The sequence below is a fragment of the Amycolatopsis sp. NPDC089917 genome, assembly GCF_040684635.1.
GTDB lineage: Bacteria > Actinomycetota > Actinomycetes > Mycobacteriales > Pseudonocardiaceae > Amycolatopsis.
This window is the reverse complement of the sequence record NZ_JBFBGL010000008.1, coordinates 14,329-39,059: the sequence shown is the minus strand read 5'-3', so window position 1 is coordinate 39,059 and position 24,731 is coordinate 14,329. Positions and strand designations below refer to the sequence as shown.

Genomic DNA, 24,731 nt, shown 5'->3' with positions numbered 1-24,731 from the left:
AGCAGAGGAGGTTCAGTGACGACCGTCGAAACGCCCGAAGAGGACACTTCGGTAACTGTAAAACAGCCGAAATCCACCAAGGCGAAGATCCTCGACGTCGTCCGCTGGGTCGCCATCCTGCTGGTCGTCGCATTCGCGGCGAAGACGCTCGTCACCAATTGGGGTGAATTCTGGCGGACCTTGTCCGAGGTCGCGTGGGAATCCTCCACCTTGAGCCTGCTCGCGCTCATCGCCGCGATCATGGTGTCGACCTACGGCTGGCAGGTCATGGTCGACGACCTCGGCAAGCCGATCGGCTACGCGAGGGGCGCGCAGATCTGCCTCGTCGGCTCGCTCGGCAAGTACGTGCCGGGTTCGGTGTGGGCGTACCTGCTGCAGATGGAACTGGGCCGCAAGGCCGGGCTCGCCAGGGCCCGGATCTTCACCGGCTCGCTGATCCAGCTCGGCGTCGGAGTGGTGTCCGCGCTGGTCGTCTCGCTGCTCGCGGCCCCCGCGGTGTTCAGCAACAGCCCGCGCGCGATGTGGCTGTTCGTGCTCATCCCGGTCGGGCTGGCGATGCTGCACCCGCGCGTGCTCACCTGGGGCACGTCGCTCGTGCTGCGGATCCTGCGCCGCCCGCCGCTCGACCACCGGCTGAGCTGGTCGGTCGTCGGGAAGGTCTTCGGCTCGTCGACGGCCGCTTGGGCGTTGCAGGGCGTGCACCTGTGGCTGCTGGCGAACTCCGTCGGCACGCCGGGCTTCAGCGGCTTCGTGCTGTGCGTCGGCGCGATGGCGGTCGCGATGACCGTCGGGACGTTCGCGTTCATCCTGCCCAGCGGGGTCGGCGTCCGCGAGGTCGCGCAGGTCGCCGTGCTGACGGCGTCGGGCCTCACCGTCGGCCAGGCGACGGCGTTCGCCATCGCCTCGCGCGTCATGTTCACCGTCGCCGACCTGATCACGGCCGGCGCCGCCGCCCTCTCGGCCCGCCTCGTGACTTCCCGCTGACCTCGCGCGTTTAGTCGACTACTTGCGGCTCTCGCCTCACCCGTCGCAACGCGCTCGCTCACGAAGCACCTCGACACAAGTCCGTGAAGGCCTCCTTACTTACCCTCAAGGTAGTGAAGGCGGCCTTTACTACCTGGGGCGACGTCCCGGGGGTGCGGGCGTGTCGCGAAAGCCACTTTCGCGACGTCAGACGTCCCGAAAGTGGCTTTCGCGACACGCCCTGCCTGTGACTTCGCCGCCTACGACCGCCAGTAGGTGACTGATTGCGGGAGGCGCGTCAGGGGTTCAGCCGGTAGATCACCGCGCCGGAGTTGCGGTACACCTCGGTCACGAAGTTCAGCCCCTCCAGATCGCGCAGCCCGGCCTGCCGCGGGGCGCCCGTCGGGTAGCCGTACTGCCCGAGGATCACCCACCGCACGTTCAGCCGCGCCACCGCCGCCCGCACGCCGGGGTTCGACGGGTACTCCCGGAAGTGCCACTCCAGCAGCCGCGCGTCCGACGGCGCCAGCGTCTCGTCGAAATGCCCGGAGGTCGTGCGGACGCCGGAGAGCGCGTAAGTCCACACCGTCCCGTCCAGCCGGTCGTTGAGCGCGCGCTCGCCGGGCTTCACGAAGCCGGCGAGCTTCTCCATCGCGACGACCTCGTCCGGGCTCACCGGCAGCTTGTGCGGGTCGATCCCGGGCGTGTTCGCGTAGCCGGTCGCGACCTTCGCCGCGTTGGACCGCGCGTAGAAACCATTGCTCAGGAAAGCGAACCCGCCGAACACCGCCAGCGCGACGACGAACGCGGGCAACTTCCGGAGCGTCACGCTGTCCCGCAGCCACGCCTGCGTCTCGGCGAGACCGTGCGCCGCGATGATCGACAGCGGGACCGCCGCCATCGACATGAACCGGTACGGGTCGTTCCACCACGGCCGGGACAGCGCCAGCACGACGGGCTGCTCCGACGACGTCACCGCGATGTAGGCGAGTCCGGTGATCAACGCCGTCACGCCGATCCACCGCAGCGCGCCCGCCCGCGAGAAGAAGATGAAGCCCAGCAGCAGCGCGGCCGAAAGCCAGATCTGCGGGTACGGCTCGTAGTGCTGGAAGCCCAGCAGCGCGCCGAGCGCCGTCGTCGCCCGCCATTCGACCGGCCAGCTGCGGTAGGGCACCTCGCCGTTCGCGAGGCCGATCGCGCCGAACAGCTGCAGCCCCGCCACGACGACCGCGACGACGCCGACGATCGCCAGCGCGCGCAGGTCCCGTCCGATCCGCCGCCACCGCTCACCCGGCGCGACCCAGCGTTGCAGCAGCAGCGGCCCGGCGAACAGGATCGCGCCGAACAGCGCCGACGAGTGCACGCACAGCAGCCCGACGGCGCCGATCAGCAGCACGAAGCCGGTGTCGGGCGCGGGGCGGTCGAGGTAGCGCTTCACCGCGACGGCGGCCAGCGGGGTCAGCGCGAGGCCGAGCAGGAACGGGAGCAAAGGTCCCCTGCTCATCGATTCGTACAGGCTCATCACCGGGGCGATGGAGACGAGCGCGACCGCGCCCGCGAACACCGCGCGCCCCCGGAACACGCGCACCATCGTGACCAGCGACAACGCCAGCAACGCGGGCAGCAGCGCGGTGTTCACGTCCAGCGTCAGCGGGATGCTCGCCGGGCTGAGCAGGTACACCACGGACGCCAGCAGGTGGTACGCGTTGGGGTAGAACACCGGCGCCGCGTCGCCGTACCAGTTGACCTCGCCGGTGCCGAACAGGCTGCCGTCGCCGGTCTCGGCGATCTGCCGGACGCCGTTCGCGTGATAGACGGCGTCGAACCCCTGCGGGATGGCGTCCCATCTGCCCATCCCGCGGACCACCGCGTACATCCCGACGGCGGCCGCCAGCAGCAGGCACGCCCCGACGGCGAGGTGTCCGGACCGGCCCCACAGCGGTTCCTCCGGCGCGGGCGGCCAGCGGCGCAGCGTGAGCCGTCGCAGGCCGTGGGCGGCACCGGTGAACAAGATCGTCGCCACCGCGTAGGTCACCGGCGTGAACGGGAGCCCGAGCGCGGCCGCCCATGGCCCGGCGAGCCCGCCGATGGCGTAGCTCAGCAGCGGCGTCATCCCCGCGAGCACCCAGCCGCGCAGGCCGGCGGCGAAGCCGGTGAGCAGACCGGGCAAGCCGATGACGAGCAGTGCGACACAGACCGTGAGAACGTCGGTCAGGAGGGAGGTCTGGGTGGGCACAAGGCTTCCTCGGGGTGGGGAATCCGCACGAGACCCCCGAGGTGCGGAACGGAATGGGAAACCAGATTAACGGCTGAGGGGCGTTACCCGAAGGAGTCACGTCCCGATGGGGAATTCGGCGGAACGCGGGCTACTCCGCGCACACCTGGCTCACCCGTTCGTGTCAATTGACTGCGCCGAAAGAAACACACTGGCGCGGCGATCGATACTTGACCGTAGTCTTTTCGCACACGGAGCGGCTCGGCCCGGGAGGGTGGGGGATCAGGTGGTGATCGCGCTTGTCGTCGCCTGGGCCGTACTCGCGATCTTCGTCCTGGTGGCCTGGCCCAAGATCAGCACCGACAAGAGGTGGCGCACCGTCGCGCTGGTGCTCGCCCTCGGTTTCTCCGCGGCGCATCAGCTGCTGTTTTCGACCATCGCGGAAGACGCGTACATCACTTTCCGCTACGCCCAGAACATCGCCGACGGCAATGGTCCGGTGTTCAACACCGGCGAACGGATCGAGGGTTACGCGAATTTCCTTTGGATGATCGCGATCGCGTTGCCGAAGGCCGCTTTCGACGCCGATATCGAAACCTCCGCGATCGTGCTCGGCGTCCTCGCCACCCTCGGCGCCGTCCTGCTCGCGCACGTGACGGTGAACCGGGTGGTCGAGCGGGCCGCGGGGGAGCCGCGCCCGGCCTCCGGAGTGGCCGCCGCGGTCCTCGTCGCGGGTGCCGGCGGCCTCGCCGCGTACGGCGGATCCGGTACCGAGACGCCGTTGTTCGTGCTGCTCGTGTTCGGGGTCTTCGCCGCGCTCGCGGCCCGGCGTCCGGTCGTCGCGGGCGTGCTCGTCGCCTTCGCGATGATGACGCGCCCAGCGGGCGTCCTGCTCGCGATACTCGTCGGCGGCTGGCTGGTCGTCGCCGCGCTGCGCGGCCGCTACACCTGGTGGTCCCCGGCGGGCTGGCTGCTCGGCGGGCTCGTCTTCGCCGCGCCGTGGACGGCGTGGCGGATGACCTACTACGACCACGTCCTGCCGACGTCGGTCGTCATCCCCTTCGACCTCGACATCCCGGATCGGATCGATCGGGGGTGGCACTACCTGTCGGGTTTCTCGGTGGTCCACCAGGGATTCCTGCTGCTCGGCCTGGTCGCGGTGGTGGCGCTGTCGCTGCGCCGCACGGGCCGGGCACCGCATGAGGCCGAGGCCAGGTCGCTGGCCTGGCTGATGCTCGTCACGGCCGTCGTGATCACCGGGTTCGTGGTCTACTTCGGCGGCGACGCGAGACCGGCCTGGCGTCTGCTCGCGCCGATCCCGCCGCTGCTTTCGGTGGCGGCCGTGTCGGTCTACGGCGTGCTGACCTCGAAACCGAGCCCTCGGCCGCGGCCGAGGCTCCAGCGGCTGATGCCCGCCGCCGCGCTGGCGCTGTCCGGGCTCGCGGTGCTGGTCTCGGTGTTCAGCCCGGAGATGCTGGCCCGCGTACGCGCCTGGCACGACCACGGCGCTCAGCTGGAGGAGATCGGCCGCTGGCTCGACGTCTACCTGCCGCCCGGTTCGGTCGTGAGCACCTCCGCGCCCGGCGTGCTGTCGTACCACGCCGGGACGCAGCTGCAGATCGTCGGCGTCCGAGGCCAGAGCGAGGAAGCGGGCGAGGCCGTCGTCACGCGAAGACACCCGACGATCGCCGTCGTCACCGACAGCGGCTATTCGTCGACGCAGTCCTGCGTGATCGACCCGGCGTACGCGGCGAGGTACCGCGTCGCGACCTTCGCGCGCGAAGGAACGTCGTCGTGGCTCACCGTCTTCCTGCGGGCCGACGTCGAGCGTTCGGTGAGGGCGGCCCTCGACCGCTCACCCGATTTCCGCCACGTACCGTGCCCTTCGTGAGTGTCGACGAACGCGTTTCCCCCAGCCGGCCGGCGGTGCTTGAAGCAAGCTCTCGCCTGTTCGGCTTCGGTGTGTTCGCCGCCGCGCTCACCGTGCTGCTCGTCCGCTTCCTCGTGCCGAGGCCGATCGGGATGTCCGACAACGGCGACGGCTTCCGCGTGCTGTGCGGCGCGGGCATCCCGTGGAAGGGCAAACCGGAGCCGTTCGTGCACCTCGCGTACACCGCGCCGGTGGGCGAATGCGACGCCACGTATCTCCTGACCCAGAGCTGGTTCGCGCGGATCGCGCGGTGGATCGGCGGGCTGCTCGGCCTCGAATCGACGCTCAGCCTGGTCGTGCTCGGCGTGCTCACCAGCGTGCTCGCCGCCGCGGCGGTCGCGCTGATCGTCGTCGGACTGCCGTATTCGCGTCGCGTCCGCGGTTTCGCGGCCGCGGGGCTGCTGCTGGTCGTCGCGGACTCCGCGTTCTTCGGGTACTTCGCCTCCGTGCTCGGCGAAGGCGCCGCGTTCCTCGGACTGCTGCTCGCCGTCGGCGGCCTGCTGGTCGCCGCGCGGCCCGGATGGTGGCGCTACGCGGGCCTGGCCGTGCTTCTCTTCGGCGGCCTCATCGCGGTCAACGCCAAAGTCCAGACCCTGATGATCCTGCCGCTGCTCGCGCTCGCCGCGTCGCTCGTCCGCCCCGCCGGCGTCAGCGGTTCGAAGCGTTGGCTTCCCGTCGTGTTCGTCGTCGGCGCGCTCGCCGGAGGCACGGCCTACGCGCAGCAGACCGTCGAACCGGCGAAGCTGCCCGACGGCTCACTCGCCGCGCGTCCCGGCGACGATTCGCGCGAGATCAACATGTTCAACACGATCTTCCTGACCATTGTGGACGGTCGGCACGACACCGGGGCCGACCTCGCCGCGCTGGGACTGCCCGCTTCGTTCGGCCAGTACGCCGGCAACGGCTGGTGGCATCCGAAGCCCGCGACGACGGATCCCGAGTACCCGAAATACCGGGAACAGATCAGCAGGCGCAACGTCGTCGAGTACTTCGCGACACATCCCGGGCGGACCATCGGAATCCTGGATCGCGCGGCGGGCGATCTGCTCACCGCTCGGCCGCCCTACCTCGGCAGCTTCGACCAATCGGCCGGATTCGCCCCGGAGGCGCAGGAACACCGCGTCCCGGTGGCGTCGACCATCACGAAACTCTTGGCGCCACTGGGTTTCTTCGCCCTGCTGCCGATCTGGTTCCTGCTCGCCTGGCGTGGCTGGAAGACACGACGTGACGCGGTGGGCGTCGCGCTGGGATTCCTGCTCGCCGTCGCCGCCGGACAGTTCGCGCTGGCCGCCTTGGGCGACGGCTTGGAGAACGTCAAGCACCAGGTCATCGCCCTGTATTGCACGCTGCTCGGCGTCGTCCTCGCGCTGGTGACTTTCGCGCGCCAGGAGCGCTTCGAGTGATGTGACCTACGCGACCGTAGGTTGGTTACCCTACGGTAGCGTAACCTGAACGAATGGCCGAACTCGTTTACCCGCCCGTCATCATGGCGGCGAAGCTGATGTTCCGGGTGCTGGACAACCGCATCCGGGTGGAGGGGACCGAGCACATCCCGTCGACGGGCGGGGCGGTCATCGCCTGCAACCACGTGTCCTATCTCGACTTCATCTTCTGCGGGCTCGGCGCGCAGCCGGCGAAGCGCCTCGTCCGGTTCATGGCGAAGAAGGAGATCTTCACCAACCGGATCGCCGGACCGCTCATGCGCGGCATGCACCACATCTCCGTCGATCGCGGCGCCGGGCTCGCGTCGTACCGCGAAGCCGTCGAGCGCCTGAAGGCCGGAGAGGTCGTCGGGGTGTTCCCCGAAGCCACGATCAGCCGGTCCTTCACCGTGAAGGACATCAAGTCCGGCGCCGTGCGAATGGCCGCCGAAGCTGGCGTCCCGGTCGTGCCGATGGCGCTGTGGGGCACGCAGCGGCTGTGGACCAAGGGCCGGCCGAAGGACCTCACCAAACGCCACGTCCCGATCTCGATCCTCGTCGGCGAGCCGATGCACCCGAAGGCCGAAGAGGACGCCGAAGTCCTCTCGAAGGACCTTCGCGTGCGGATGTCCGCGCTCGTGGACCGGGTCCAGGCGGGCTACCCGGAGAAGCCGGGCTCCGACGACGAGCGCTGGTGGCTGCCCGCGCACCTCGGCGGCACCGCGCCGACGCCGGAAGAAGCCGCCAGGCTCGACCGCGAAGGCCGCTAGAACCAGCGTTCGAGCACCTGCGCGACGCCGTCCTCGGAGTTCGGCGCGGTCACCTCGTCGGCGACGTCCAGGACGTGGCGGTGCGCGTTCGCCATCGCCACCCCGTGCCCGGCCCAGCCGAGCATCTCGATGTCGTTGGGCATGTCCCCGAACGCGATCACCCGCTCGGCTGGGACGCCCAGCCGCTCGGCGACCTCGGCCAGCCCGGTCGCCTTGGTGACGCCGTGCGCGGAGACCTCGATCAGGCCGGCGTTCGTCGAGTAGGTGATGTCGACCGAACCTTCGAGCACCTCGCGCGCCGCCCGCGCCATCTCGTCCGAGGTCATCCCGCGCCTGCTGATCATCAGCTTGATCGCCGGATGCCCGAGCACCTCGGCCCGCGGCGCCTGCGTGCCCTCGTTGTCGCCCCACGGGTTGTGGTAGTCCGGTTCGATCACGAAATTGCGCATCTCCGGGTCCTGCGCGGACCCGCCGATCCGCTCCGCGGCGTACCGGCAGCCGGGAAGAGCGTGATCAAGAGCACTCACGGCGTCGTGCAGCAGTGTGGGCTCCAGCATGCCGTGGACGGCCACGATCCGGTCCGTCCCGATCTCGTACAGCACCGCGCCGTTCGCGCAGACCGCGTACCCGGTCAGGTCCAGCGGGCCCGCGATCGGGGCGATCCAGCGCGGCGGACGGCCGCTGACCAGCACGAACGGGACCCCGTCCTCGGTGACGCGCCGGACGGTCTCGATCGTGCGTTCGGTCAGGGCCTCCATCGGGCCGAGCAGGGTTCCGTCGACGTCGGAGGCGATCAAGAGGGGTTTTTCCACCGGCACATTGTCGCCGAAGATCCGCCCATCGGGCGAAGGGTCGGTCTGGACCAGTACCTTCCCCCGTGTGCGCGTAGGCATCGTGATCCTTCCGGAAGATCGTTGGTGGGCGGCCGAGCCGAAATGGCGGGCCGCCGAGGAGTACGGCTTCGACCACGCTTGGACGTACGACCACCTCGGCTGGCGGAACCTCGTCGACGGCCCCTGGTTCAGTGCGATGCCAACGTTGACGGCGGCCGCCATGGTGACGTCTCGGATCAGACTGGGCACCTTCGTCGCGTCGCCGGTCGCGCGGCACCCCGTGCCGTTCACCCGTGAACTGACCACCCTCGACGACATCTCCGACGGCCGGTTCATCCTCGGCGTGGGCGCCGGCGTCCCGCACACCCACTACGACGCCGCCGTCCTCGACGGCCCGGAACTGTCGGCCAAGGAGCGCACGGACCGCTTCGCCGAGTTCGTCGAGGCGCTCGACGGGCTGCTGATGACCGACGGATTCGACTTCGAGGGCGAGCACTACCGGGCCAAGGGCGCCCGGAACCTGCCCGGCTGCGTGCAGCGGCCCCGGCTGCCGTTCCTGGTGGCCGCGAACGGCCCGCGCACGATGACGCTCGCCGCCCGGTTCGGCGCGGGCTGGGTCACCACCGGCGTCAAGGCGGAGACCCAGGACGAGTGGTGGAAGGGCATCGCGGAACTCGTGAAGACCTTCGACGAGCGGCTCGACGCCGTCGGCCGGGACAAGGCGGGCGTGCAGCGGTTCCTGAGCCTCGACTCGGCGCCGGTGTTCTCCCTCTCCAGCGTGGGCGCGTTCACCGACGCCGCCGGGCGGGCCGGTGAACTCGGGTTCACCGACATCGTCACGCACTGGCCGCGGTCCGGGGACTACTACGTCGGCCGCGAGTCGACGCTCGAAGCGGTCGTCAGCGACGTACTCCCGGTACTCCAAGGTCGGGACGCCTAGGCCGATCGGGTGACATTGGCGGGTTTGCTCAACTAGTTCCGCCTAGCGGTCGTCTGAGGGATGAGTACAGCGAGTGGGCGCGGCCGTCGACGGCTGCCCCTCATGGGTCACCCCGGGGGTGAATGGGGGACTGAGGCTCGCGTGGTCGCGGCGGGGGCAGTCCGCGACCACGCGGGCTTTGATCTTCGGTCGTCCGCCCAGTCACGCGTGTCGTCCATCCGGTCACGCGAGTCACGTGTCTGATCACGCGAGTGACGTCTTCGAACCCGGCGATCGAGACGTCAGAGCCCTGGGCTGAGGCTCGATGGTGGTGCTTCGGGCGCGTTGCCGACGCGGCACCGAGCACGCGTGATCGAAGCCGGATCTCGCGTGCTCAGCGGCGGAACACGTGAGTGCGGAATCCAGACACGCGAGTCACGTCTTCGAACCCGTTCGGCCGAGCCTGACCGTCTAGCGGGTCAGGGTGTAGATCGACGCCCCCGCGTTGCCGAAGTCCTTCCGCAGGAAGTTCAGCCCGTCCAGGTCCCGCAGCCCCGGCGCCGGCGGCTCGCCGATCTTGATCGGCGTGCTCCCGATCAGCACATGCTTGATGTTCAGCCGCTTCACCGCGGCCTGCACCTCGGGGTCGGTGTCGTAATCCCGGAAGTGCAGCGCCAGGTACTTCGCGTCCGGCGGCGGCACGCCCGGGTCGTAGTGGCCGGCGACCGGGTGGATGCCGGTGATCGCGTACAGCCAGGCCGTCCCGTCGAAGCGCTCGTTGAGCACCTTCTCGTCCGGGCCGATGTTCATCTTGGTCAGCTCGTTCATCGCGGCGAGCTCGTCGGCGCTCACCGGCGGGGTGACCTCGCCCTCGGGCCCGTTGTAGTAGAGGAACGACACCGCGTGCGCGTTCGACTCGGTGTAGAAGCCCTTGGTCAGCACGGCCGACGCGGCCACGACGAACACGGCGGTCGCCAGCCCGAGCCGGGCGGGCAGCGCGGGACGGCTCTTCACCCAGGACCGTCCGCTCGCCCACTTCGCGAACCAGCGCTGCAGCTCCGCCATCCCGTGCCCGGCCAGCAGGCAGAGCGGAATGGCCGCGAGCGCCATCAGGCGGTACCGGTCGTTCCACCACGGCCGGGACAGCGAGATCACCCACGGCTCCGCGCCGAACGACGCGACCAGCACGAACAGTGCCGAGAAGCCGATCGCCGAAAGCCCCACCCAGCGCATCCGGCCGAGCTTGAACAGGCTCAGGACACCGATGGCCAGCAGCACCGTCAGCCACACCTGCGGAGCGCTCAGCACCTGCCGGAAGGTCACCAGCAGCCCCAGCGACTTCAGCACCGGCAGCTGCGAGCCCCACGCGTAATAAGGGTATGAACCCGAAGTGAATTTCAGCGCGCCCAGGATGTGCGGCGCCGCGAGCAGCGCGCTCCCCGCCACCACCGGCACCATCTTGACGACGTCGCCGCCGATCACCCGCCAGCCGCCGCGGCCCTCCGGCACGCCGTCGAGCGGCTTGTGCCGCAGCGCGCGGTACCAGCGCTGCACCACCAGCGGGAAGGCGAACAGCAGCGCGCCGAACAACGCCGACGAGTGCGCCGCCAGCAGTCCGACGGCGGTCAGCGCGAGCACGTAGCCGGTGTCGAGGCCGGGCCGCGCGAGGAACCGGGCCAGCGCGACCACGGCCAGCGGCGTCAGCACGATCCCCAGCGCGAACGGCAGCAGCCCGCTGGACACCGACTCGTAGGCGCCGGTGGTGGCCGCGGCGGCCACCAGGGCCGTGCAGCCCGCGAACACCGCGCGCCCGCCGAGCTGGCGGATCAGGGCGACCATCGACAGCGCGAAGATCCCGGCGACCGGCATGGTGATGGCGTTCAGCGTGACCGGGATCGTCGTGCCCGAGATCGAGTACACGAGCGAGCCGACCAGGTGGTACGCGTTCGGGTAGAACGAGCCGTCCGGGTACCAGTTGATGGTGCCCATGCCGGTCAGCGAGCCGTCGCCGGTCTCGGCGATGTAGCGGATGCCGTTCGCGTGGAACACGGTGTCCCAGCGCTGGAACACCGCCGTCGTCCCGCCGCGGGCGGAGAGCACCACGAGGATCGAGATGCCGACGGCCAGCGCGACGCAGGCCGCGACGGCGTAGTGCGCGCGCGGGTGCCACTTCGTCGGCGGCTCTTCGGCGCCCGGCTTGATCCAGCCGCGGCTCTGGCCCAGCTTGCGGAGGCCGAACCCGATCCCGGCGAGCACGGCCGTGACGGCCGCCACTGTAAGGGGGTTGTACGACACGCCAGCGAGTGCCAGCCACGGACCGGCCAGCCCGGTTACCGTGTAGGACAACAGCGGGGCCAGCCCGGCGAGGGCCCAGCCGCGCAGGCCCGCGGCCCGGCCGACGACTCCGCCGGGGACCGCCAGCACGGCGAGGTACGTGATGGTCGCACCGAAATACGACCAGAAGGTGTCCGGAGTAGGCACTGCTTCCCAAATGTGTGTGTCGAAGGTGAAAACCGGTGCTCGGTGCAGGGCACGTAGGTGACCTGCGTACCCTCGACGCCCGTGAGCGCGCACACGAACCCCGACAAGATTACTGAAGCCGATTTCGCCGGCTACGACCTCATCGTGGTCGGGTCCGGATTCTTCGGGCTGACCGTGGCCGAACGGGCCGCGGCCGAGCTCGGCAAGAAGGTCCTCGTGCTGGAGCGGCGCCATCACATCGGTGGCAACGCCTACTCCGAAGCCGAGCCGGAGACCGGGATCGAGGTGCACCGCTACGGTGCGCACCTGTTCCACACCTCGAACAAACGTGTGTGGGAGTACGTCAACCGCTTCACCGAGTTCACCGGCTACCAGCACCGGGTGTTCGGCAAGTACCAGGGGCAGGTCTACCCGCTGCCGATGAACCTGGCCCTGATCAACCAGTTCTTCGGCAAGTCGCACACGCCGGACGAGGCCCGTGAGCTGATCGCCAAGCAGTCGTCGGAGTTCGAGACCGCGAACGCGCAGAACCTCGAAGAGAAGGCCATCTCGCTGATCGGCCGCCCGCTCTACGAGGCGTTCATCCGGGCGTACACGGCCAAGCAGTGGGAGAACGACCCGAAGAACCTCGGCGCCGACATCATCACCCGGCTCCCGGTCCGCTACACCTTCGACAACCGGTACTTCAACGACACCTACGAGGGTCTGCCGGTCGACGGCTACACCGCGTGGCTCGAGAAGATGGCCGAGCACGAGAACATCGAGGTGCGGCTGAACGTCGACTACTTCGACGTCCGCGAGCACATCCCGGCAGGCACCCCGACCGTCTACACCGGGCCGCTGGACCGCTACTTCGGCTACTCCGAGGGCCGCTTCAGCTGGCGCACGGTGGACTTCGAGTCCGAGGTCGTCGAGACCGGTGACTTCCAGGGCACCTCGGTGGTCAACTACAACGACGAAGAAGTGCCTTACACCCGGATCATCGAGTTCCGGCACTTCCACCCGGAGCGCAAGCACTACCCGAACGACAAGACGGTCGTGTTCCGCGAGTACTCGCGCTTCGCCGGCGAGGCCGACGAGCCGTACTACCCGATCAACACCCCGGAGAACCGCGAGAAGCTCGAGGCCTACCGCGAGCTGGCGAAGGCCGAGGCCAGGGACAAGAACGTGCTGTTCGGCGGCCGTCTCGGTACCTACAAGTACCTCGACATGCACATGGCCATCGGCTCGGCGCTGTCCGCGTTCGACAACAAGATCGCGCCGCACCTGACCGATGGCGCGCCGCTGGACGGGTCCCTCGATGCTTGAGAAGGGCGCTCCCACGGGTGAGGTGGCCGTCCTGTCGAAGGCCCAGGGCGTCCTGAAGAGCGACGTCACGGTCAAGGCCGCACGGGGTCTTTCGCACTTCGGCGAGCACAGCGCGGGATGGTTCGCGCTGGGGCTCGTCGGGGCGGCCGTCGACAAGAAGCGCCGCAAGGACTGGCTGGTCGCGGCGGCGGGCGTCGTGGGCGCCCACGCCGCGTCGATCGCGGTGAAACGCGTGGTCAGGCGGCCGCGACCGGACCACCCGAGCGTCGAGGTCCTGGTCTCCACGCCGAGCAAGCTGAGCTTCCCGTCGTCGCACGCGACCTCGACCACGGCGGCGGCGGTGCTCTACTCCGGATTGACCGGGCGTAACCTGGTCCCGGCCCTGGTACCGCCGATGCTGGCCTCGCGGCTCGTGCTCGGCGTCCACTACCCGACCGACGTTCTGGCCGGAGCGGCCCTTGGGGGCGTAGTCGGCGGCTTGATACGTAGGAAGCTGAAGCGACGATGAGTGAAACGACCGAGAAAGCCGATTCCAAGCCCGACGACGTAGAACCCGTGGCCGAGGCCGCCGAACCGAAGAAGATCGCCGGCGGGCTCGTCGGCGGCATCATCAAGACGGCACGCCCGCGTCAGTGGGTGAAGAACGTGCTGGTGTTCGCCGCACCGTTCTTCGCCTTTTCGAAGTCGACGGACCGGACCGGCCTGCTGGTCGCCGCGCTGATCGCCTTCGCGGCGTTCTCGCTGGTGGCCTCCTCGGTCTATCTCATCAACGACGCCGTCGACGTCGAGGCGGACAAGGCCCACCCGACCAAGCGGAACCGGCCGATCGCGGCCGGGATCGTGCCGGTCCCGGTGGCCTACGTCTCAGCGGTGGTGTTCTTCGCTCTCGGCCTCGGCATCTCGTTCTTCGCCAGCTGGCAGCTCGCTGTCGTGCTGGCGGTCTACGAGGCCGTCCAGCTCGGCTACTGCTTCGGGCTCAAGCACCAGCCGGTGGTCGACCTGGCCATCGTCGGCTCGGGCTTCCTGATGCGGTCGATCGCCGGCGGTGTGGCCGCGGGTATCGCGCTTTCGCAGTGGTTCCTGCTGGTCACCGCGTTCGGCTCGCTGTTCATGGTAGCGGGCAAGCGCTACGCCGAGATCATGCTCTTCGAGCGCACCGGGGCGAAGATCCGGTCTTCGCTCAAGAAGTACTCGGCGAGCTACCTGCGGTTCGTCTGGGCGACGTCCGCGGCGATCCTGATCATGTCGTACTGCCTGTGGGCGTTCGAGATCCGCCAGGTCGAGCACGACTCGGTCTGGGCGGTCGTCTCGATGGTCCCGTTCGTGGTCGCCGTCCTGCGCTACGCCGTCGACGTCGACGGCGGCAACGCGGGCGAGCCGGAGGAGATCGCGCTCAAGGACCGCGTGCTCCAGGTGCTCGGCGCGAGCTGGGTGGTCACGCTGTTCCTGTCGTTCTACCTCTGATCCGACAGCTTCGGCACAGCGCATCCACAGGTTGCGCACGCATCCTCGGTGGTGGGAGCGGGTAGTGCGCCCGCTCCCATCGACCTAGGAGCGAAGATGAGCGACCCGCAGCGGCCGTCCGAGGACGAGGACAAGACGGTCGAGCAGCCTGCCGCTGCTCCCGCCGAGCCGCCACCGGTACAGCGGACCCCACCGGAGAAGGGCGGCTTCCGTCGCTTCGTGGGGCATCGCGCGACGCAGTTGGTCGCGGTCGGCCTGATCGGCTTCATCCTCGGCGGCGGAGTCATCGGTACCGCCGTCGGCCTGGCCTCCCGGGACGGCGACCGGCCCGGTTTCTCCCGTGAACACCGTGGTCAGGACGGTCCCGGCGCGCACCGGGACTTCCGCGGCGGGCACGGCGGGCGTCACGACGGGAACTGAAGATCATCCTTCCGTGGGATCGTCACGCGTGACGAGTCCCACGGAGGGTAGGTAACGGAATCATCACGGCAGCGTGTACCGTGTTCGTGATGCGAAGCGCCTCCGCTGAACTGCCCCAGGCTTCCGGTGCGCTGCCGGGAGTCACCGTCCTGAACCGCCCCTGGGTGTTGCCCGCCGGGACGGCGGTCGTGTCGGCCCTGGTGTTCGTGCTGGTCAGCGGGCATTTGATCGATGACACGTACATCACGCTGTCCTATGCGAAGAACCTCGCCTTCCACGGCCATTGGGGCCTGATCGAGGACGGCACCGCCAACACCGCGACGTCGCCGCTGAACGTCCTCGTGCTGGCGCTGGTCACGTTCATCGTCCGCGACGCCGTCTTCGCCGCCGGGATCGTCTTCGTCGCGAGCCAGGTGGCGCTCGTCCTCGGCCTGCGCCGGATCGGAGCCGCGACCGGTCTCCCCACCGGCTTCGCCCCGCTGGCACTGGGCCTGCTGCTGGTGAACCCGCTGCTGCTGTCGTCGGTCGGCCTCGAAGTCGCCCTCGGCGCGGCGGCCGTCGTCTGGCTGATGGTGCTGCTGTACGAACGCCGTCCCGCCGCCGCGGGCGCGGTGATCGGCCTGATCGCGCTGATCCGGATCGACCTGCTGCTGATCGCGTTCGTGCTGTTCCTCGCGCGCCGCGAGTTCTGGGTGGGCATCTGGCGCATGACGTTCGCCGCGCTCGCGGTGATGCTGCCGTGGTTCGCGTTCAGCTGGCTGACCTTGGGTTCGGCGGTGCCGGACACCCTGGTCATCAAGATCATGCAGCGGTCGTGGGGACCGTTCAGCTTCACCAACGGCCCGCTGCTGTACTGGCGCAACTACCCGCTCGCGGCGACGCTTTCCTTCCTGCCGCTCGTGATCGGCGGACTCGCCGGTCTGCTGTGGACGTTCCACTACCGGCGCGGTTCGGAGCGGGCGAAGCGCCTGGTGCCGTTCGCGACGCTGGCGATCGCCGGCGCGACGCACTACCTGGCCTACTGCTGGCTGAACGTCCCGCCGTATCACTGGTACTACGCGCCGAGCATCGTCGGCGCGACGGTCTTCCTCGCCGCGGCGGTGTGCGCGGTGCCCGGCCGGGCAAGACTCGGCACGGGGATCCTCGCCGGTGTTTTCCTGTTCGCGTGCGCCTTCGCCTACGCGACTCCCGAACTCCCGCGCCGGTTCGCGCCCATCACCAGCAACCACGCCGCGTCCGACGAATACCGGCAGATCGGCTCGCAACTGGGCGCGCTGACCAAGGGGCGCAAGGTGGAGAGCGCGGGCGAGGTCGGCGCGCTCGCCTACTCGTGCGACTGCGACATCGTCGACCAGTTCTCCGACCGCGGCTCGGTCGACCCGGCGATCAACGAGACGAAGAACCGCAGCGGCGAACTCGGCAAGGCGCTGCTGGCGGCGAACTTCCGGTTCTTCGACCACAGCGTCCCGCCCGCGACCCCGGATCTGGTGCTGGCCACCACCAGCAAGAACCCGCCCGCGAACGCGCTGGCGACCTGGACCATCCACTCGCCGTGGATGGGCACCCAGAAGCTCTACCTGCTTCCCGCCCGCTGACCCTCACGCGGAAATCAGCGGCGCGAGCGAACGCAGGCCGCTGGTATCGGTGCCGGGGGCCTATCGGGCAGGCCTTCTCCGTTGGATTCAGAGCAAGACCTTAGCGGCACAACCTGAACTGGTCCGCTGGAGCCGATCGCGACCCCCACTGTCCATAAGGGACGATTTTCCCAGCTGGGTGCGCCCGTTTTGGGCACTTTGCGCGGCTTCGTGACGGGGACACTCGGCGAGCGGCAGGCCTCGCCGGGAAGTCCGGAACCATGTCTTCAAGGCGGCGAAGACGGTGCCACTCACGACCGCATTCAGAGGACGAAATGCGGGAGGGGTCAGCGGCGTGAGTGGGCGCGGTCGGCCCGCGTGACCGCCAGCAGGTCCCGCTGGTAGACCACCGAACCGTCGGCGAAGACGAACTGAAGCACCGGCCGCGGCGGGAAACTCCGCCCCAGATACAGCGCGGTCACCGAACGCACGACTCCTGACGGCATTTCTTCGAAGGTGCGGAAGGGCTGGGCGGGATCCTCGCCCTCCAGCAGTTTCGCCGGGTACACGACGGCCAGCCGCCGGTCGGACAGTGTCAGCCGCGCCTCGCCATGACCACCGGCGAGGTGGTCCGCGAGCCGCGCGGCGGTCTGGTCGGCGGTCCGCGCGACGACCCAGTAGGCGATCGTCGGATCGTCGGTCCAGTCGCCTTCGAGGACGTCCGGAGCGGGCAGCGGCCACCGCGTTTTCCCTGTCACCGCAGGGATTTCCCGCGACGGCGCATAAGGCAGCGTGAGTTCGCCGTCCAGCAGCAGGCCGACGTAGCCGTGCGCGGGCGGGCAGCCGACGATCAGGCGTTCGCCCGGCGCGAGCCAGAACTGGTGCAGTTCCCGTTCGACGATCTCGTCGACGGACTTCGCGAGCGGAAGCGTGTTCTCCATCAGCTCACCGTCACCGAGTACAGCCAGGCGAACTGCCGCGGATCGTCGCAGTCGAACAGGAAATCCATCCCCGACCCGTCCACAAAGGACGCGTGCAGGCACGGGCGCTTCTTCTTGCCGTGTTCGGCCACCGCGAAACCGGCGATCGACCCACGCGGGATCTCGGTGCGCGGCACCATGTCGTGCCGCGCGATCGGGACGCCCTCGGCGTTCTCGCCATACGTCTTCGTGGTCATGATCGCCGCGATCTCCTTGCCGAACCCGATCGCCTTCGACATGAACGACTTCTTCGACGGCGTTTCCGGCGGGACGACCTTCTCCAGCACCACCAGCCGCGTGCTGGTCAGCGCCCACAGCCGCGAAAGCGAACCGCTCGTGGACATCTCCCGCACCGCCGCGTGCGCGATGCCGCCCTGTTCGCCGAGCACGATGACCTGCGGTGACGGCGGATTCGACGCGCCGCTGTCGTCGCCCCCGCCCAGCGCCGCGCCGACCATGTCCCCGGCGAAGTTCGCCGCGCCCGAGCCGAGTTTGCCCAGCATGCTCTTCTTCGGGACACCCCAGGGATCGAGGCCGCGTACGTCGTAGTTCAGCGTGCGGCCGTACGCGGCCCACAGCAACCGTTCGCCCGGGTGCAGCGAAGGCAGGGCCTGCGACGCCGCCCCGAGCGGGTAGCCGAGATTCATTCTTCGATCGTGAACCCTCTGTCGGTCGCCGCGCGGCGCTCTTCCTCGGACGACGAGTCCTGCGACTCGTTGTAGCCCGCCTTGACGCCTTGCTCGACGCCCAGCTCCGTCAGGTTACCGGCACTGCCGCGGAAAGCGGCCTTGCCGACGCTGGTCGTCCCGCTCATGCCCATCGCGCGCAACCCGGCCTCGGTGAGGTTCGTGGTGAGCGCGTCCGAGCCCTCGCCGCCGACGCCGAACCGGTCCGCGAACTTGTTGGCGGTCTTGGAGGCCCCGGTCGCCGGATTGGCCTTCGTGACGATCTTCGCGAGCGGGTTCTTGTCGATCTGGTCGGCGAGCCGCTTCTGCAGCCAGTTGCCGTCACGCAGCCCTTCGGTGCGCTCGACGACCTTCTTGAGCGGCCCGTTGCGGAGCATCTTCAGGATGTCTTCGAGCTTTTCGATCAACGGCTTGAGCTTGCCGAGCAGCTGCTTGACCTTCATCCCGAGCCGTCCGCCGGTCACCGCGACCTGACCGGCCGTGGCCGCTCCCGCCGCGCCGACCGAGGCGCCCGCCGTGATCCACGAGGCGGCCAGCGCGGCCAGCCACTCGATGATCAGGCCCATCACCAGTTCCTGGATGATGTCGATGACGATCTCGACGAACGCGTCGAACAGGTCGGCGGCGATCTCCAGGATCTGCTGCAGCCCGCGGACGTCGTTCGCGAACGCCTTGGCACCGCCCGAGAACTCGGTCATCTGGCCGCGGAACGCTTCGCCCGCGTCGCCCTTCCAGGCTTCCTTGGTGCCATCGGCGCGCTTCTGCTCGTGCTCGGCGACCCCGTCGAGCCACTTCGCCGTCTGCTCCCAGCCCTTGGCGGTGCTGCGCATCTGCTCGGGGTCGCCGATCGCGGGTTCCAGCACCAGTTCGACCAGCGGGCTGATCACGATCCCGATCAGGAAGCCGAGCCCGTTGTCCAAAAAGGACTGACCGGGGCTCATCACGAGCTGGAGCTGTTCCATGCGCGCGTGCACGGCCGCGATCGCGACGTCCGGCGGGCTGCTCGCCCTGGCGACGTCCGAGGACGTGCTGACCCACGAGCTGCCGTAGCCGCCGTTCTGCTCCCAGAACCCCTTGCGGCCGGAGTCGCCGGCGCTGTTGAGGTCACCGAGGCTGCCGGGGCCGCTGCCACCGTCGTCCAGCCCGGCGCCGAGGCCGGTGATGACCTCGGCGGTGCCCTGGTTGTGGTCGATGTAGGTCTTCGCCGCGGTGGTGGTCTTGTCGGCGATCTGGTCCATGAAGGACTTCGCCTGCTCCGCGAGGTCCTGGCATTCCTGCAGGCCCTCGAAGTACTTGAACGCCATCAGCTCGCCGAGCGGGCCGAAGCAGTCGTCGGAGACCCTGGCCTGCTCCAGCAGGCTCGCGAGGCTGCCGAAGTTCCCCGAGGCCTCTTTGGACCCCGTCGCGTGCGCCGTGAGCGCTTCCGTCTGGACGCCGAAGCCGGTCATGAGTCCCTCCGCAGGATCGGGCCGCCGAAGTCTTCGTCGTCGCTGGGTGCCGGACGCGAGGGACGCTGGGTACGGACGGGCTGCTGAACAGCCGGTCCGGCGAGGGATTCCGCGGGCGGGGGAGCGCTGGGCCCGAGCGGTGCGACGTGGGCGTTGAACGCCTCTTTGAACTGCTCCGCGCGATCACCGAGGATCGGCTGGACGGTCTGCTGCATCGCGGCCGCCGCCTGCTGCGTGGCTTCCCTGATCGCGTTCAGGATGTCCTGCTGCAGCGCGGTGTGCGAGCGGTTCATCGCCTTGGGGGACAGCTGGAGTCCCAGCAGCGCGCCGGACGGGGCGACGGTCACCGTCACCGAGCCGTCGGCGTTGCGCGCGGATCCGCGCAGCCCGGCGATCTTGTCCTTCAGTTCCGCGGCTTTGGCGGCCTGCTCCTGAAACGACCGGATGGCCGCGTCGAGCTTGGCTTCCTGGTCAGCCATCGATTCCTCTCAACCCGTGACGGAAGGGGGACCCTTCCCGGTCCGTGCACGGGTTGAGACGACCGTAGTGGCGGGGGCGTTCCCTAGATCGGGAGTTTGCGGAAGATCGGCCGGGGGATGTGCCGCAAGGCCGACATGACCAGGCGGAACGGCGCGGGCGACCACACCAGTTCCTTGCCCGCGCGCGAGGCCGCGACGGCGGTCTCGGCGACCTGCTCGACGTCCACGGTCAGCGGGGCGTCCTTCATGCCTTCGGTCATCTTGGTCCGGACCTGACCCGAGCGGACGACGGTGATCTGAACGCCGAATTCGGCCAGGGCCTCGCCGAGACCCAGGTAGAAGCCGTCGAAACCGGCCTTGGAGGAGCCGTAGACGAAGTTCGACCGGCGGACGCGCTCACCGGCGACCGACGACAGCGCGATGACCTTGCCGTGACCCTGCTTCTTCAGCTTTTCGGACAGCGCGACACCCACCGAAACCGCGGCCGTGTAGTTCACGGTCGCCGCCTCGACGGCCTTCGCGTGGTCCTGCCACAGCTCTTCCTGGTCGCCGAGCAGGCCGAACGCGACGACGGTGACGTCGATGTCGCCGCCCTCGAACGCCTTGTCCAGCACGGCCGGGTGGGCGTCCAGGGCCTTGGCGTCGAAGTCCACGCATGCCACCTCGGCGCCCTTGTCCTTCAGGCGCTGCGCGGCCGCGTCGAGCCGGGGCGACTGACGGCCGGCCAGCACGACCCGGAGGGGGCGCTCGGCCAGGTACTTCTCCGCGATCGCGAGCGCGATGTCGGAGGTGCCGCCGAGCAGCAGCAGGGACTGGGGGTTGCCCACAGCGTCGATCACAGTTCCAACCTTCGGGACATGTCAGAGGCGAAAACGCCTTCGGGGTCAACGGAAGCGCGGACCTTGCGCCATTCCTCCAGCCGCGGGTACATCTTCGCGAAGTTCTCCGCGGAGGTGCGCGAGTCCTTCGCCGTGTACAGACGGCCGCCGAGCGCGAGCACGTCTTCGTCGAGTTCCTGGCAGAACCGGCTCAGCCCGTCCTTGATCGGGAAGTCGAGGCAGACCATCCAGCCGGGGTGCGGGAACGACAGCGGCGCCGCGTTGCCCTCGCCCATCTGCTTGAACACGTTGAGGAACGACACGTGCCCGGAGTCCGCGACCTTCTGGATGATCCGGCGCAGCGGCTCGTGCGCGTTCAGCGGCGTGCTGAACTGGTACTGCAGGAAGCCGTTGGTGCCGTACGCGCGGTTCCACTCGCCGAAGAGATCCAGCGGGTGGTAGAAGGCGGTCAGGCTCTGGATCTGGTCGCGGGCGTTCTTCGCGGTCTTGCGGTAGTACAGCTCGCCGACCATGGAGAACGACAGCTTGTTCGCCAGCCCGTTCGGGAACACGTCCGGCAGGGTCGCCAGGGTCCCCGGGTTGAACTTGAGCGGGTCCGCGCGCAGCTTGGGCGGCAGGTCGTCGAGCTTGGCGAGCGAGCCGCGCTGGAAGGCGGCCCTGCCGAGCTTCGCGCCTCGGGAGATCGAGTCGAACCAGCCGGACGAGTACGTGTAGTTGTCCTCGGAGCCGTCGGTGACCAGCGCCAGCGTCTCGTCGAGGTTCGCGGTGCGCTGGATGTCGGCCTTGAAGTAGGCCGTCTCCGTCTTGGTCATCCGGATCCTGGCCCGGACGATGATGCCGGTGAGGCCGATGCCCGCCACGGTCGCCCAGAACAGCTCCGCGTCGGGGCCGTCCGGCGTGATCGTGCGCACCTGCCCGTCGGCGGTGACCAGGTCCATCGACACCACGTGGTTGCCGAAGCTGCCCGCCGAGTGGTGGTTCTTGCCGTGGATGTCGTTGGCGATCGCGCCGCCGATGGTCACCTGGCGCGTGCCCGGCAGCACCGGGACCCACAGGCCGTACGGGAGCCCCTCGCGCATCAGCTTGTCGAGGCTGACCCCGGCGTCGAGGTCGACGATGCCGGAGTCCGGGTCGATCGAGTGGATGCGGTCCAGCGCGGTCATGTCGACGACCAGGCCACCCGCGTTCTGCGCCGGGTCGCCGTAGGACCGGCCGAGCCCGCGCGCGATGACCCCACGCTCCCCGGCCCGGGTCACCGCCTTGGCGATGGCCTCCACGTCGGGGGTGCTCAGGACGTCCGCGATCGTCGGCGAAGTCCTTGCCCAGCCCATGAGCGACTGCCGCTGTGTCTTGGGTGCTTGGGTCACGCCGACCAGGGTAACCACGCCGAACACTGCCCGGAACGTGACCCTGAAGTGCTCGCTTCTACACTTTGCGCATCAGCCCCAGCAGTTTATGAGGTAGAGCAGTGGTGGCGACCGACCCGAAAGCCGGTGTGACGGCAGGAGAGCCGTCGTCCCCTGGGCTGCTCGGGCAGCTCGTCCGCTTCGGCCTCATCGGCGGCTTCTGCGCCTTGGTCGATTTCGGCGTCTACCAGGGGCTCCGCGCTCTAGCGATGGACGCGACGCCGTGGGTGGACATCGCCCGCGCGCTCAGCTTCATCGTGGGCACCACGACCGCGTTCTTCCTGAACCGCAAGTTCACCTTCGCCGGTGGACGCCAGGAAGGCGCGCGTCAGATCGGTAGCTTCGTACTCCTGTACGCCGTGACGTTCTTCGTCGCCGTCGGCGTCAACCGCACGATGCTGCACGTCCTGCCGGAGTCGGGCTGGAAGTCCACTCTCGGTTGGGTCGTTTCGCAGGCAACCGCGACCATGATCAATTTCGTCATGCTCAAGTGGGTCGTCTTCCGTGAGCCCCGCGCCACCAGCCCAGTCTTGACCAGCACAGAGGAGAACTGAGGATTCATGCCCGGTAAAGCCGCCGTCACCGGAGAGGCCCCGAGCGCCATGGTGAGCACTATCGACGACACCCGCTTCGCGGAACGCACCCCGCAGGGCCGTCTCACCGCGCAGCGCGGGCTTTACGCCGGCCCGGCCCCCATCGTCAGCAAGGACCTCTACGCCGAGCTCGAATGGGGCAGTGCCGTGCGCGAGCGCGCGGGCATCTCCATCGAGCCGGCGTCGAAGGTGTCCGGCAACACCTATTTCGGGCGCTTCCCCGCGAGCTACTGGCAGCGCTGGACCGACGTGACCGAGGTCCAGGTCGAGGCCGTCGTCACCGGGGACGGCCAGCTGTCCGTCGGTGCTTCCGACATCGAGGGCGACGCGCGTGTGGTCGCCGCCGAGATCGTCGCGGGCGCGAAGCAGCAGAAGGTGACGCTCACCGCGAAGCTCGACAAGTTCTACGACGGCGGCGCGCTCTGGCTCGACATCGAGACCGAGGGCGGCCAGGCGCTGCACGTCGAGAAGGTCCGCTGGACGGTCGAGGCGCCGGAGAAGATCCGCCCGACCGCGGTGACCATCTGCACGATGAACCGCGCCGACGACTGCCTGTCGAACCTGCAGGCGCTCGCCGCCGACGTCTCCTCGCTGGAGACGCTCGACGCGATCTACGTCGCCGACCAGGGCACCGACCTCGTCGAGTCGCGTGACGGCTTCGAGCAGGTCGCGAAGGACCTCGGCGACAAGCTGCACTACATCAAGCAGCCGAACCTCGGTGGCGCCGGCGGGTTCACCCGCGGCCTCTACGAGGTCGCCGGGCACACCGAGACCGAGCACGCGAACGTCCTGTTCATGGACGACGACGTGCTGCTGGAGCCGGATCTGGTGATCCGGATGACCGCGTTCTCCAACCGCACGGTCAACCCGGTCATCGTCGGCGGGCAGATGCTGAACCTGCTGCACCCGAACCAGCTGCACGTCGGCGCCGAGTACGCCCGGCTGAACACGCTGGAGCCCGGCCAGCCGGTCCAGCACTCGCTCTCGACCGCCGACCTGCTCGGCGTCGACGAGGAGACCCTCAAGCCGAACCGCCAGGAACGCCGCCTCGACGCCGGGTACAACGGCTGGTGGTCGTGCCTGATCCCGTACGAGGTCGTCAAGGCCACGGGCTACCCGCTGCCGTTCTTCTTCCAGTGGGACGACGCGGAGTACAGCTACCGCGCGCGGGGCGCGGGCTTCCCCACGGTCACCCTTCCGGGCGCCGGCGTCTGGCACGCCGACTTCCACTGGAAGGACTGGGACGAGTGGCACCGCTACTTCAACCTGCGGAACTCGATCATCACCGCCGCGCTGCACTCGCCGTTCAACCTGAACCTGCTCTCGCGCGTGCTCATCGCGCAGCTGGTCCGGTACCTGCTCGGCATGCAGTACGGCCTGTCCGCCACGCTGATCAAGGCCGTCGAGGACTTCCTCGAAGGGCCGGAGGTCCTGCGTGACGGCGGCGTCGCCGCGATGAAGGAGATCCGCCGGATCCGCGACGAGTACCCCGAGACCAAGCGGCACAAGGCCACCGACGTCCCGGGCATCGCGTCGAACGACATCGGCATCATCAACAGCGCGCCGCGGCCCAGCATGCAGCGCCTGGTGCTGATCAAGCGGATCCTCGACCGGGTGCTCGGCCGCAGCCGTCACTCGCTCGGCGCGATCCCGATCGACGAGGCCCACTGGTGGCACGTCGCGACCTTCGACACCGCCGTCGTCACCGACGCTTCGCAGGAAGGCGTGCGGGTCCGCTCGTACGACCGGGCGAAGATGTTCGACCTGGCGCGGAAGGGTGCCAAGGTCATCCAGCGGCTCCGCAAGGAAGGCGCGGCGGTGCAGGAGCAGTACAAGCGCTCCATGCCCGAGCTGACGTCGCGGGACAACTGGAAGCGGCTCTACAAGCTGTAGTCCGCTTCGCTCCAGAGAGTGTCATGAAAGGGTCGTTCAGGACGTTTTTCGTCTTGAACGACCCTTTCATGACATCCGGAGACACCCCACGACCGAGCGAAGTAAGGGT

The 24,731-nt window shown here is 68.9% G+C and carries 21 protein-coding genes; 12 read left to right on the top strand and 9 right to left on the bottom strand.

All coding sequences use genetic code 11. The annotated features are described in order from the left end of the window. The first annotated feature begins 15 nt into the window (after window positions 1-15). A complete protein-coding gene (locus AB0N89_RS08395) occupies window positions 16-984 on the top strand; it encodes a lysylphosphatidylglycerol synthase transmembrane domain-containing protein (RefSeq protein WP_364201689.1) in 969 nt (322 codons plus the stop codon). Window positions 985-1,261: 277 nt separating this feature from the next. On the opposite strand, the gene AB0N89_RS08390 is transcribed toward AB0N89_RS08395, so the two are convergent. Then, window positions 1,262-3,199, bottom strand: a complete 1,938-nt coding sequence (locus AB0N89_RS08390; protein WP_364201686.1) for a DUF6541 family protein — start codon at window positions 3,197-3,199, stop codon at window positions 1,262-1,264. A gap of 265 nt (window positions 3,200-3,464) precedes the next feature. On the opposite strand from AB0N89_RS08390, the gene AB0N89_RS08385 reads away from it, so the two are divergent. The 3 genes from AB0N89_RS08385 to AB0N89_RS08375 are packed head-to-tail and all read left to right on the top strand — an operon-like array spanning window position 3,465 to window position 7,299. Next, window positions 3,465-5,069 (top strand): hypothetical protein, encoded by a 1,605-nt coding sequence (locus tag AB0N89_RS08385; RefSeq protein ID WP_364201683.1) that lies wholly within the window; start codon window positions 3,465-3,467, stop codon window positions 5,067-5,069. Beyond that, window positions 5,066-6,511 (top strand): hypothetical protein, encoded by a 1,446-nt coding sequence (locus AB0N89_RS08380; RefSeq protein WP_364201680.1) that lies wholly within the window; start codon window positions 5,066-5,068, stop codon window positions 6,509-6,511. The genes AB0N89_RS08385 and AB0N89_RS08380 overlap by 4 nt, the downstream gene beginning before the upstream one ends. Before the next feature lie 53 nt (window positions 6,512-6,564). Beyond that, a complete protein-coding gene (locus AB0N89_RS08375; RefSeq protein ID WP_364201677.1) occupies window positions 6,565-7,299 on the top strand; it encodes a lysophospholipid acyltransferase family protein in 735 nt (244 codons plus the stop codon). Here the strand turns inward: AB0N89_RS08375 and AB0N89_RS08370 are convergent. Further along, on the bottom strand, window positions 7,296-8,096 hold the full coding sequence (locus AB0N89_RS08370) for an HAD family hydrolase (protein WP_364201987.1): 801 nt from the start codon (window positions 8,094-8,096) through the stop codon (window positions 7,296-7,298). The genes AB0N89_RS08375 and AB0N89_RS08370 overlap by 4 nt on opposite strands. 82 nt (window positions 8,097-8,178) lie before the next feature. Here AB0N89_RS08370 and AB0N89_RS08365 point away from each other — a divergent pair, with 82 nt between their 5' ends. Beyond that, window positions 8,179-9,072, top strand: a complete 894-nt coding sequence (locus AB0N89_RS08365; protein WP_364201674.1) for an LLM class flavin-dependent oxidoreductase — start codon at window positions 8,179-8,181, stop codon at window positions 9,070-9,072. Window positions 9,073-9,522: 450 nt separating this feature from the next. On the opposite strand, the gene AB0N89_RS08360 is transcribed toward AB0N89_RS08365, so the two are convergent. After that, a complete protein-coding gene (locus tag AB0N89_RS08360; RefSeq protein WP_364201671.1) occupies window positions 9,523-11,532 on the bottom strand; it encodes a DUF6541 family protein in 2,010 nt (669 codons plus the stop codon). A gap of 81 nt (window positions 11,533-11,613) precedes the next feature. Here AB0N89_RS08360 and glf point away from each other — a divergent pair, with 81 nt between their 5' ends. From glf to AB0N89_RS08335, 5 genes are all read left to right on the top strand, one after another. Further along, the gene (gene glf / locus AB0N89_RS08355) at window positions 11,614-12,840 is read left to right on the top strand and encodes a UDP-galactopyranose mutase (RefSeq protein WP_364201668.1); all 1,227 of its coding nucleotides are present in this window, start codon (window positions 11,614-11,616) and stop codon (window positions 12,838-12,840) included. Beyond that, window positions 12,833-13,348 (top strand): phosphatase PAP2 family protein, encoded by a 516-nt coding sequence (locus AB0N89_RS08350; protein WP_364201665.1) that lies wholly within the window; start codon window positions 12,833-12,835, stop codon window positions 13,346-13,348. The genes glf and AB0N89_RS08350 overlap by 8 nt, the downstream gene beginning before the upstream one ends. After that, a complete protein-coding gene (locus AB0N89_RS08345; RefSeq protein WP_364201662.1) occupies window positions 13,345-14,304 on the top strand; it encodes a decaprenyl-phosphate phosphoribosyltransferase in 960 nt (319 codons plus the stop codon). The genes AB0N89_RS08350 and AB0N89_RS08345 overlap by 4 nt, the downstream gene beginning before the upstream one ends. 96 nt (window positions 14,305-14,400) lie before the next feature. After that, the gene (locus AB0N89_RS08340) at window positions 14,401-14,724 is read left to right on the top strand and encodes a hypothetical protein (RefSeq protein WP_364201660.1); all 324 of its coding nucleotides are present in this window, start codon (window positions 14,401-14,403) and stop codon (window positions 14,722-14,724) included. A gap of 89 nt (window positions 14,725-14,813) precedes the next feature. Beyond that, window positions 14,814-16,319: a hypothetical protein gene (locus AB0N89_RS08335; protein WP_364201658.1), complete on the top strand. Its 1,506-nt coding sequence runs from the start codon at window positions 14,814-14,816 to the stop codon at window positions 16,317-16,319. Between the two features lie 326 nt (window positions 16,320-16,645). Here AB0N89_RS08335 and AB0N89_RS08330 read toward each other — a convergent pair whose 3' ends face one another. The 6 genes from AB0N89_RS08330 to AB0N89_RS08305 all read right to left on the bottom strand — a co-directional run bounded on the left by AB0N89_RS08330 (window position 16,646) and on the right by AB0N89_RS08305 (window position 22,097). Beyond that, a complete protein-coding gene (locus tag AB0N89_RS08330; RefSeq protein ID WP_364201655.1) occupies window positions 16,646-17,239 on the bottom strand; it encodes a hypothetical protein in 594 nt (197 codons plus the stop codon). Further along, window positions 17,239-17,925 (bottom strand): hypothetical protein, encoded by a 687-nt coding sequence (locus AB0N89_RS08325; protein ID WP_364201652.1) that lies wholly within the window; start codon window positions 17,923-17,925, stop codon window positions 17,239-17,241. Before AB0N89_RS08325 ends, AB0N89_RS08330 begins: the two co-directional genes overlap by 1 nt. Then, a complete protein-coding gene (locus tag AB0N89_RS08320; protein ID WP_364201649.1) occupies window positions 17,922-19,412 on the bottom strand; it encodes a WXG100 family type VII secretion target in 1,491 nt (496 codons plus the stop codon). Before AB0N89_RS08320 ends, AB0N89_RS08325 begins: the two co-directional genes overlap by 4 nt. After that, on the bottom strand, window positions 19,409-19,891 hold the full coding sequence (locus AB0N89_RS08315; protein ID WP_364201646.1) for a YbaB/EbfC family nucleoid-associated protein: 483 nt from the start codon (window positions 19,889-19,891) through the stop codon (window positions 19,409-19,411). Before AB0N89_RS08315 ends, AB0N89_RS08320 begins: the two co-directional genes overlap by 4 nt. A gap of 83 nt (window positions 19,892-19,974) precedes the next feature. Then, window positions 19,975-20,730, bottom strand: coding sequence for a decaprenylphospho-beta-D-erythro-pentofuranosid-2-ulose 2-reductase (locus AB0N89_RS08310; RefSeq protein ID WP_364201643.1), 756 nt, complete (start codon window positions 20,728-20,730; stop codon window positions 19,975-19,977). Continuing rightward, window positions 20,727-22,097, bottom strand: a complete 1,371-nt coding sequence (locus AB0N89_RS08305) for an FAD-binding oxidoreductase (protein WP_364201641.1) — start codon at window positions 22,095-22,097, stop codon at window positions 20,727-20,729. The genes AB0N89_RS08310 and AB0N89_RS08305 overlap by 4 nt, the downstream gene beginning before the upstream one ends. A 101-nt stretch (window positions 22,098-22,198) precedes the next feature. On the opposite strand from AB0N89_RS08305, the gene AB0N89_RS08300 reads away from it, so the two are divergent. Both AB0N89_RS08300 and AB0N89_RS08295 read left to right on the top strand, forming a co-directional pair. Further along, a complete protein-coding gene (locus AB0N89_RS08300) occupies window positions 22,199-22,690 on the top strand; it encodes a GtrA family protein (RefSeq protein WP_364201639.1) in 492 nt (163 codons plus the stop codon). 6 nt (window positions 22,691-22,696) lie between these two features. Further along, the gene (locus AB0N89_RS08295; protein WP_364201637.1) at window positions 22,697-24,622 is read left to right on the top strand and encodes a glycosyltransferase; all 1,926 of its coding nucleotides are present in this window, start codon (window positions 22,697-22,699) and stop codon (window positions 24,620-24,622) included. Window positions 24,623-24,731: the final 109 nt, after the last annotated feature.

Bases quoted from the DNA above. Each gene is read 5' to 3' on its own strand.
- AB0N89_RS08320 (WP_364201649.1), bottom strand. From the start codon at position 19,412: ATGACCGGCTTCGGCGTCCAGACGGAAGCGCTCACGGCGCACGCGACG.
- AB0N89_RS08315 (WP_364201646.1), bottom strand. From the start codon at position 19,891: ATGGCTGACCAGGAAGCCAAGCTCGACGCGGCCATCCGGTCGTTTCAG.
- AB0N89_RS08295 (WP_364201637.1), top strand. From the start codon at position 22,697: ATGCCCGGTAAAGCCGCCGTCACCGGAGAGGCCCCGAGCGCCATGGTG.
- AB0N89_RS08375 (WP_364201677.1), top strand. From the start codon at position 6,565: ATGGCCGAACTCGTTTACCCGCCCGTCATCATGGCGGCGAAGCTGATG.
- AB0N89_RS08325 (WP_364201652.1), bottom strand. From the start codon at position 17,925: ATGAATCTCGGCTACCCGCTCGGGGCGGCGTCGCAGGCCCTGCCTTCG.
- AB0N89_RS08330 (WP_364201655.1), bottom strand. From the start codon at position 17,239: ATGGAGAACACGCTTCCGCTCGCGAAGTCCGTCGACGAGATCGTCGAA.
- AB0N89_RS08340 (WP_364201660.1), top strand. From the start codon at position 14,401: ATGAGCGACCCGCAGCGGCCGTCCGAGGACGAGGACAAGACGGTCGAG.
- AB0N89_RS08335 (WP_364201658.1), top strand. From the start codon at position 14,814: ATGCGAAGCGCCTCCGCTGAACTGCCCCAGGCTTCCGGTGCGCTGCCG.
- AB0N89_RS08345 (WP_364201662.1), top strand. From the start codon at position 13,345: ATGAGTGAAACGACCGAGAAAGCCGATTCCAAGCCCGACGACGTAGAA.
- AB0N89_RS08350 (WP_364201665.1), top strand. From the start codon at position 12,833: ATGCTTGAGAAGGGCGCTCCCACGGGTGAGGTGGCCGTCCTGTCGAAG.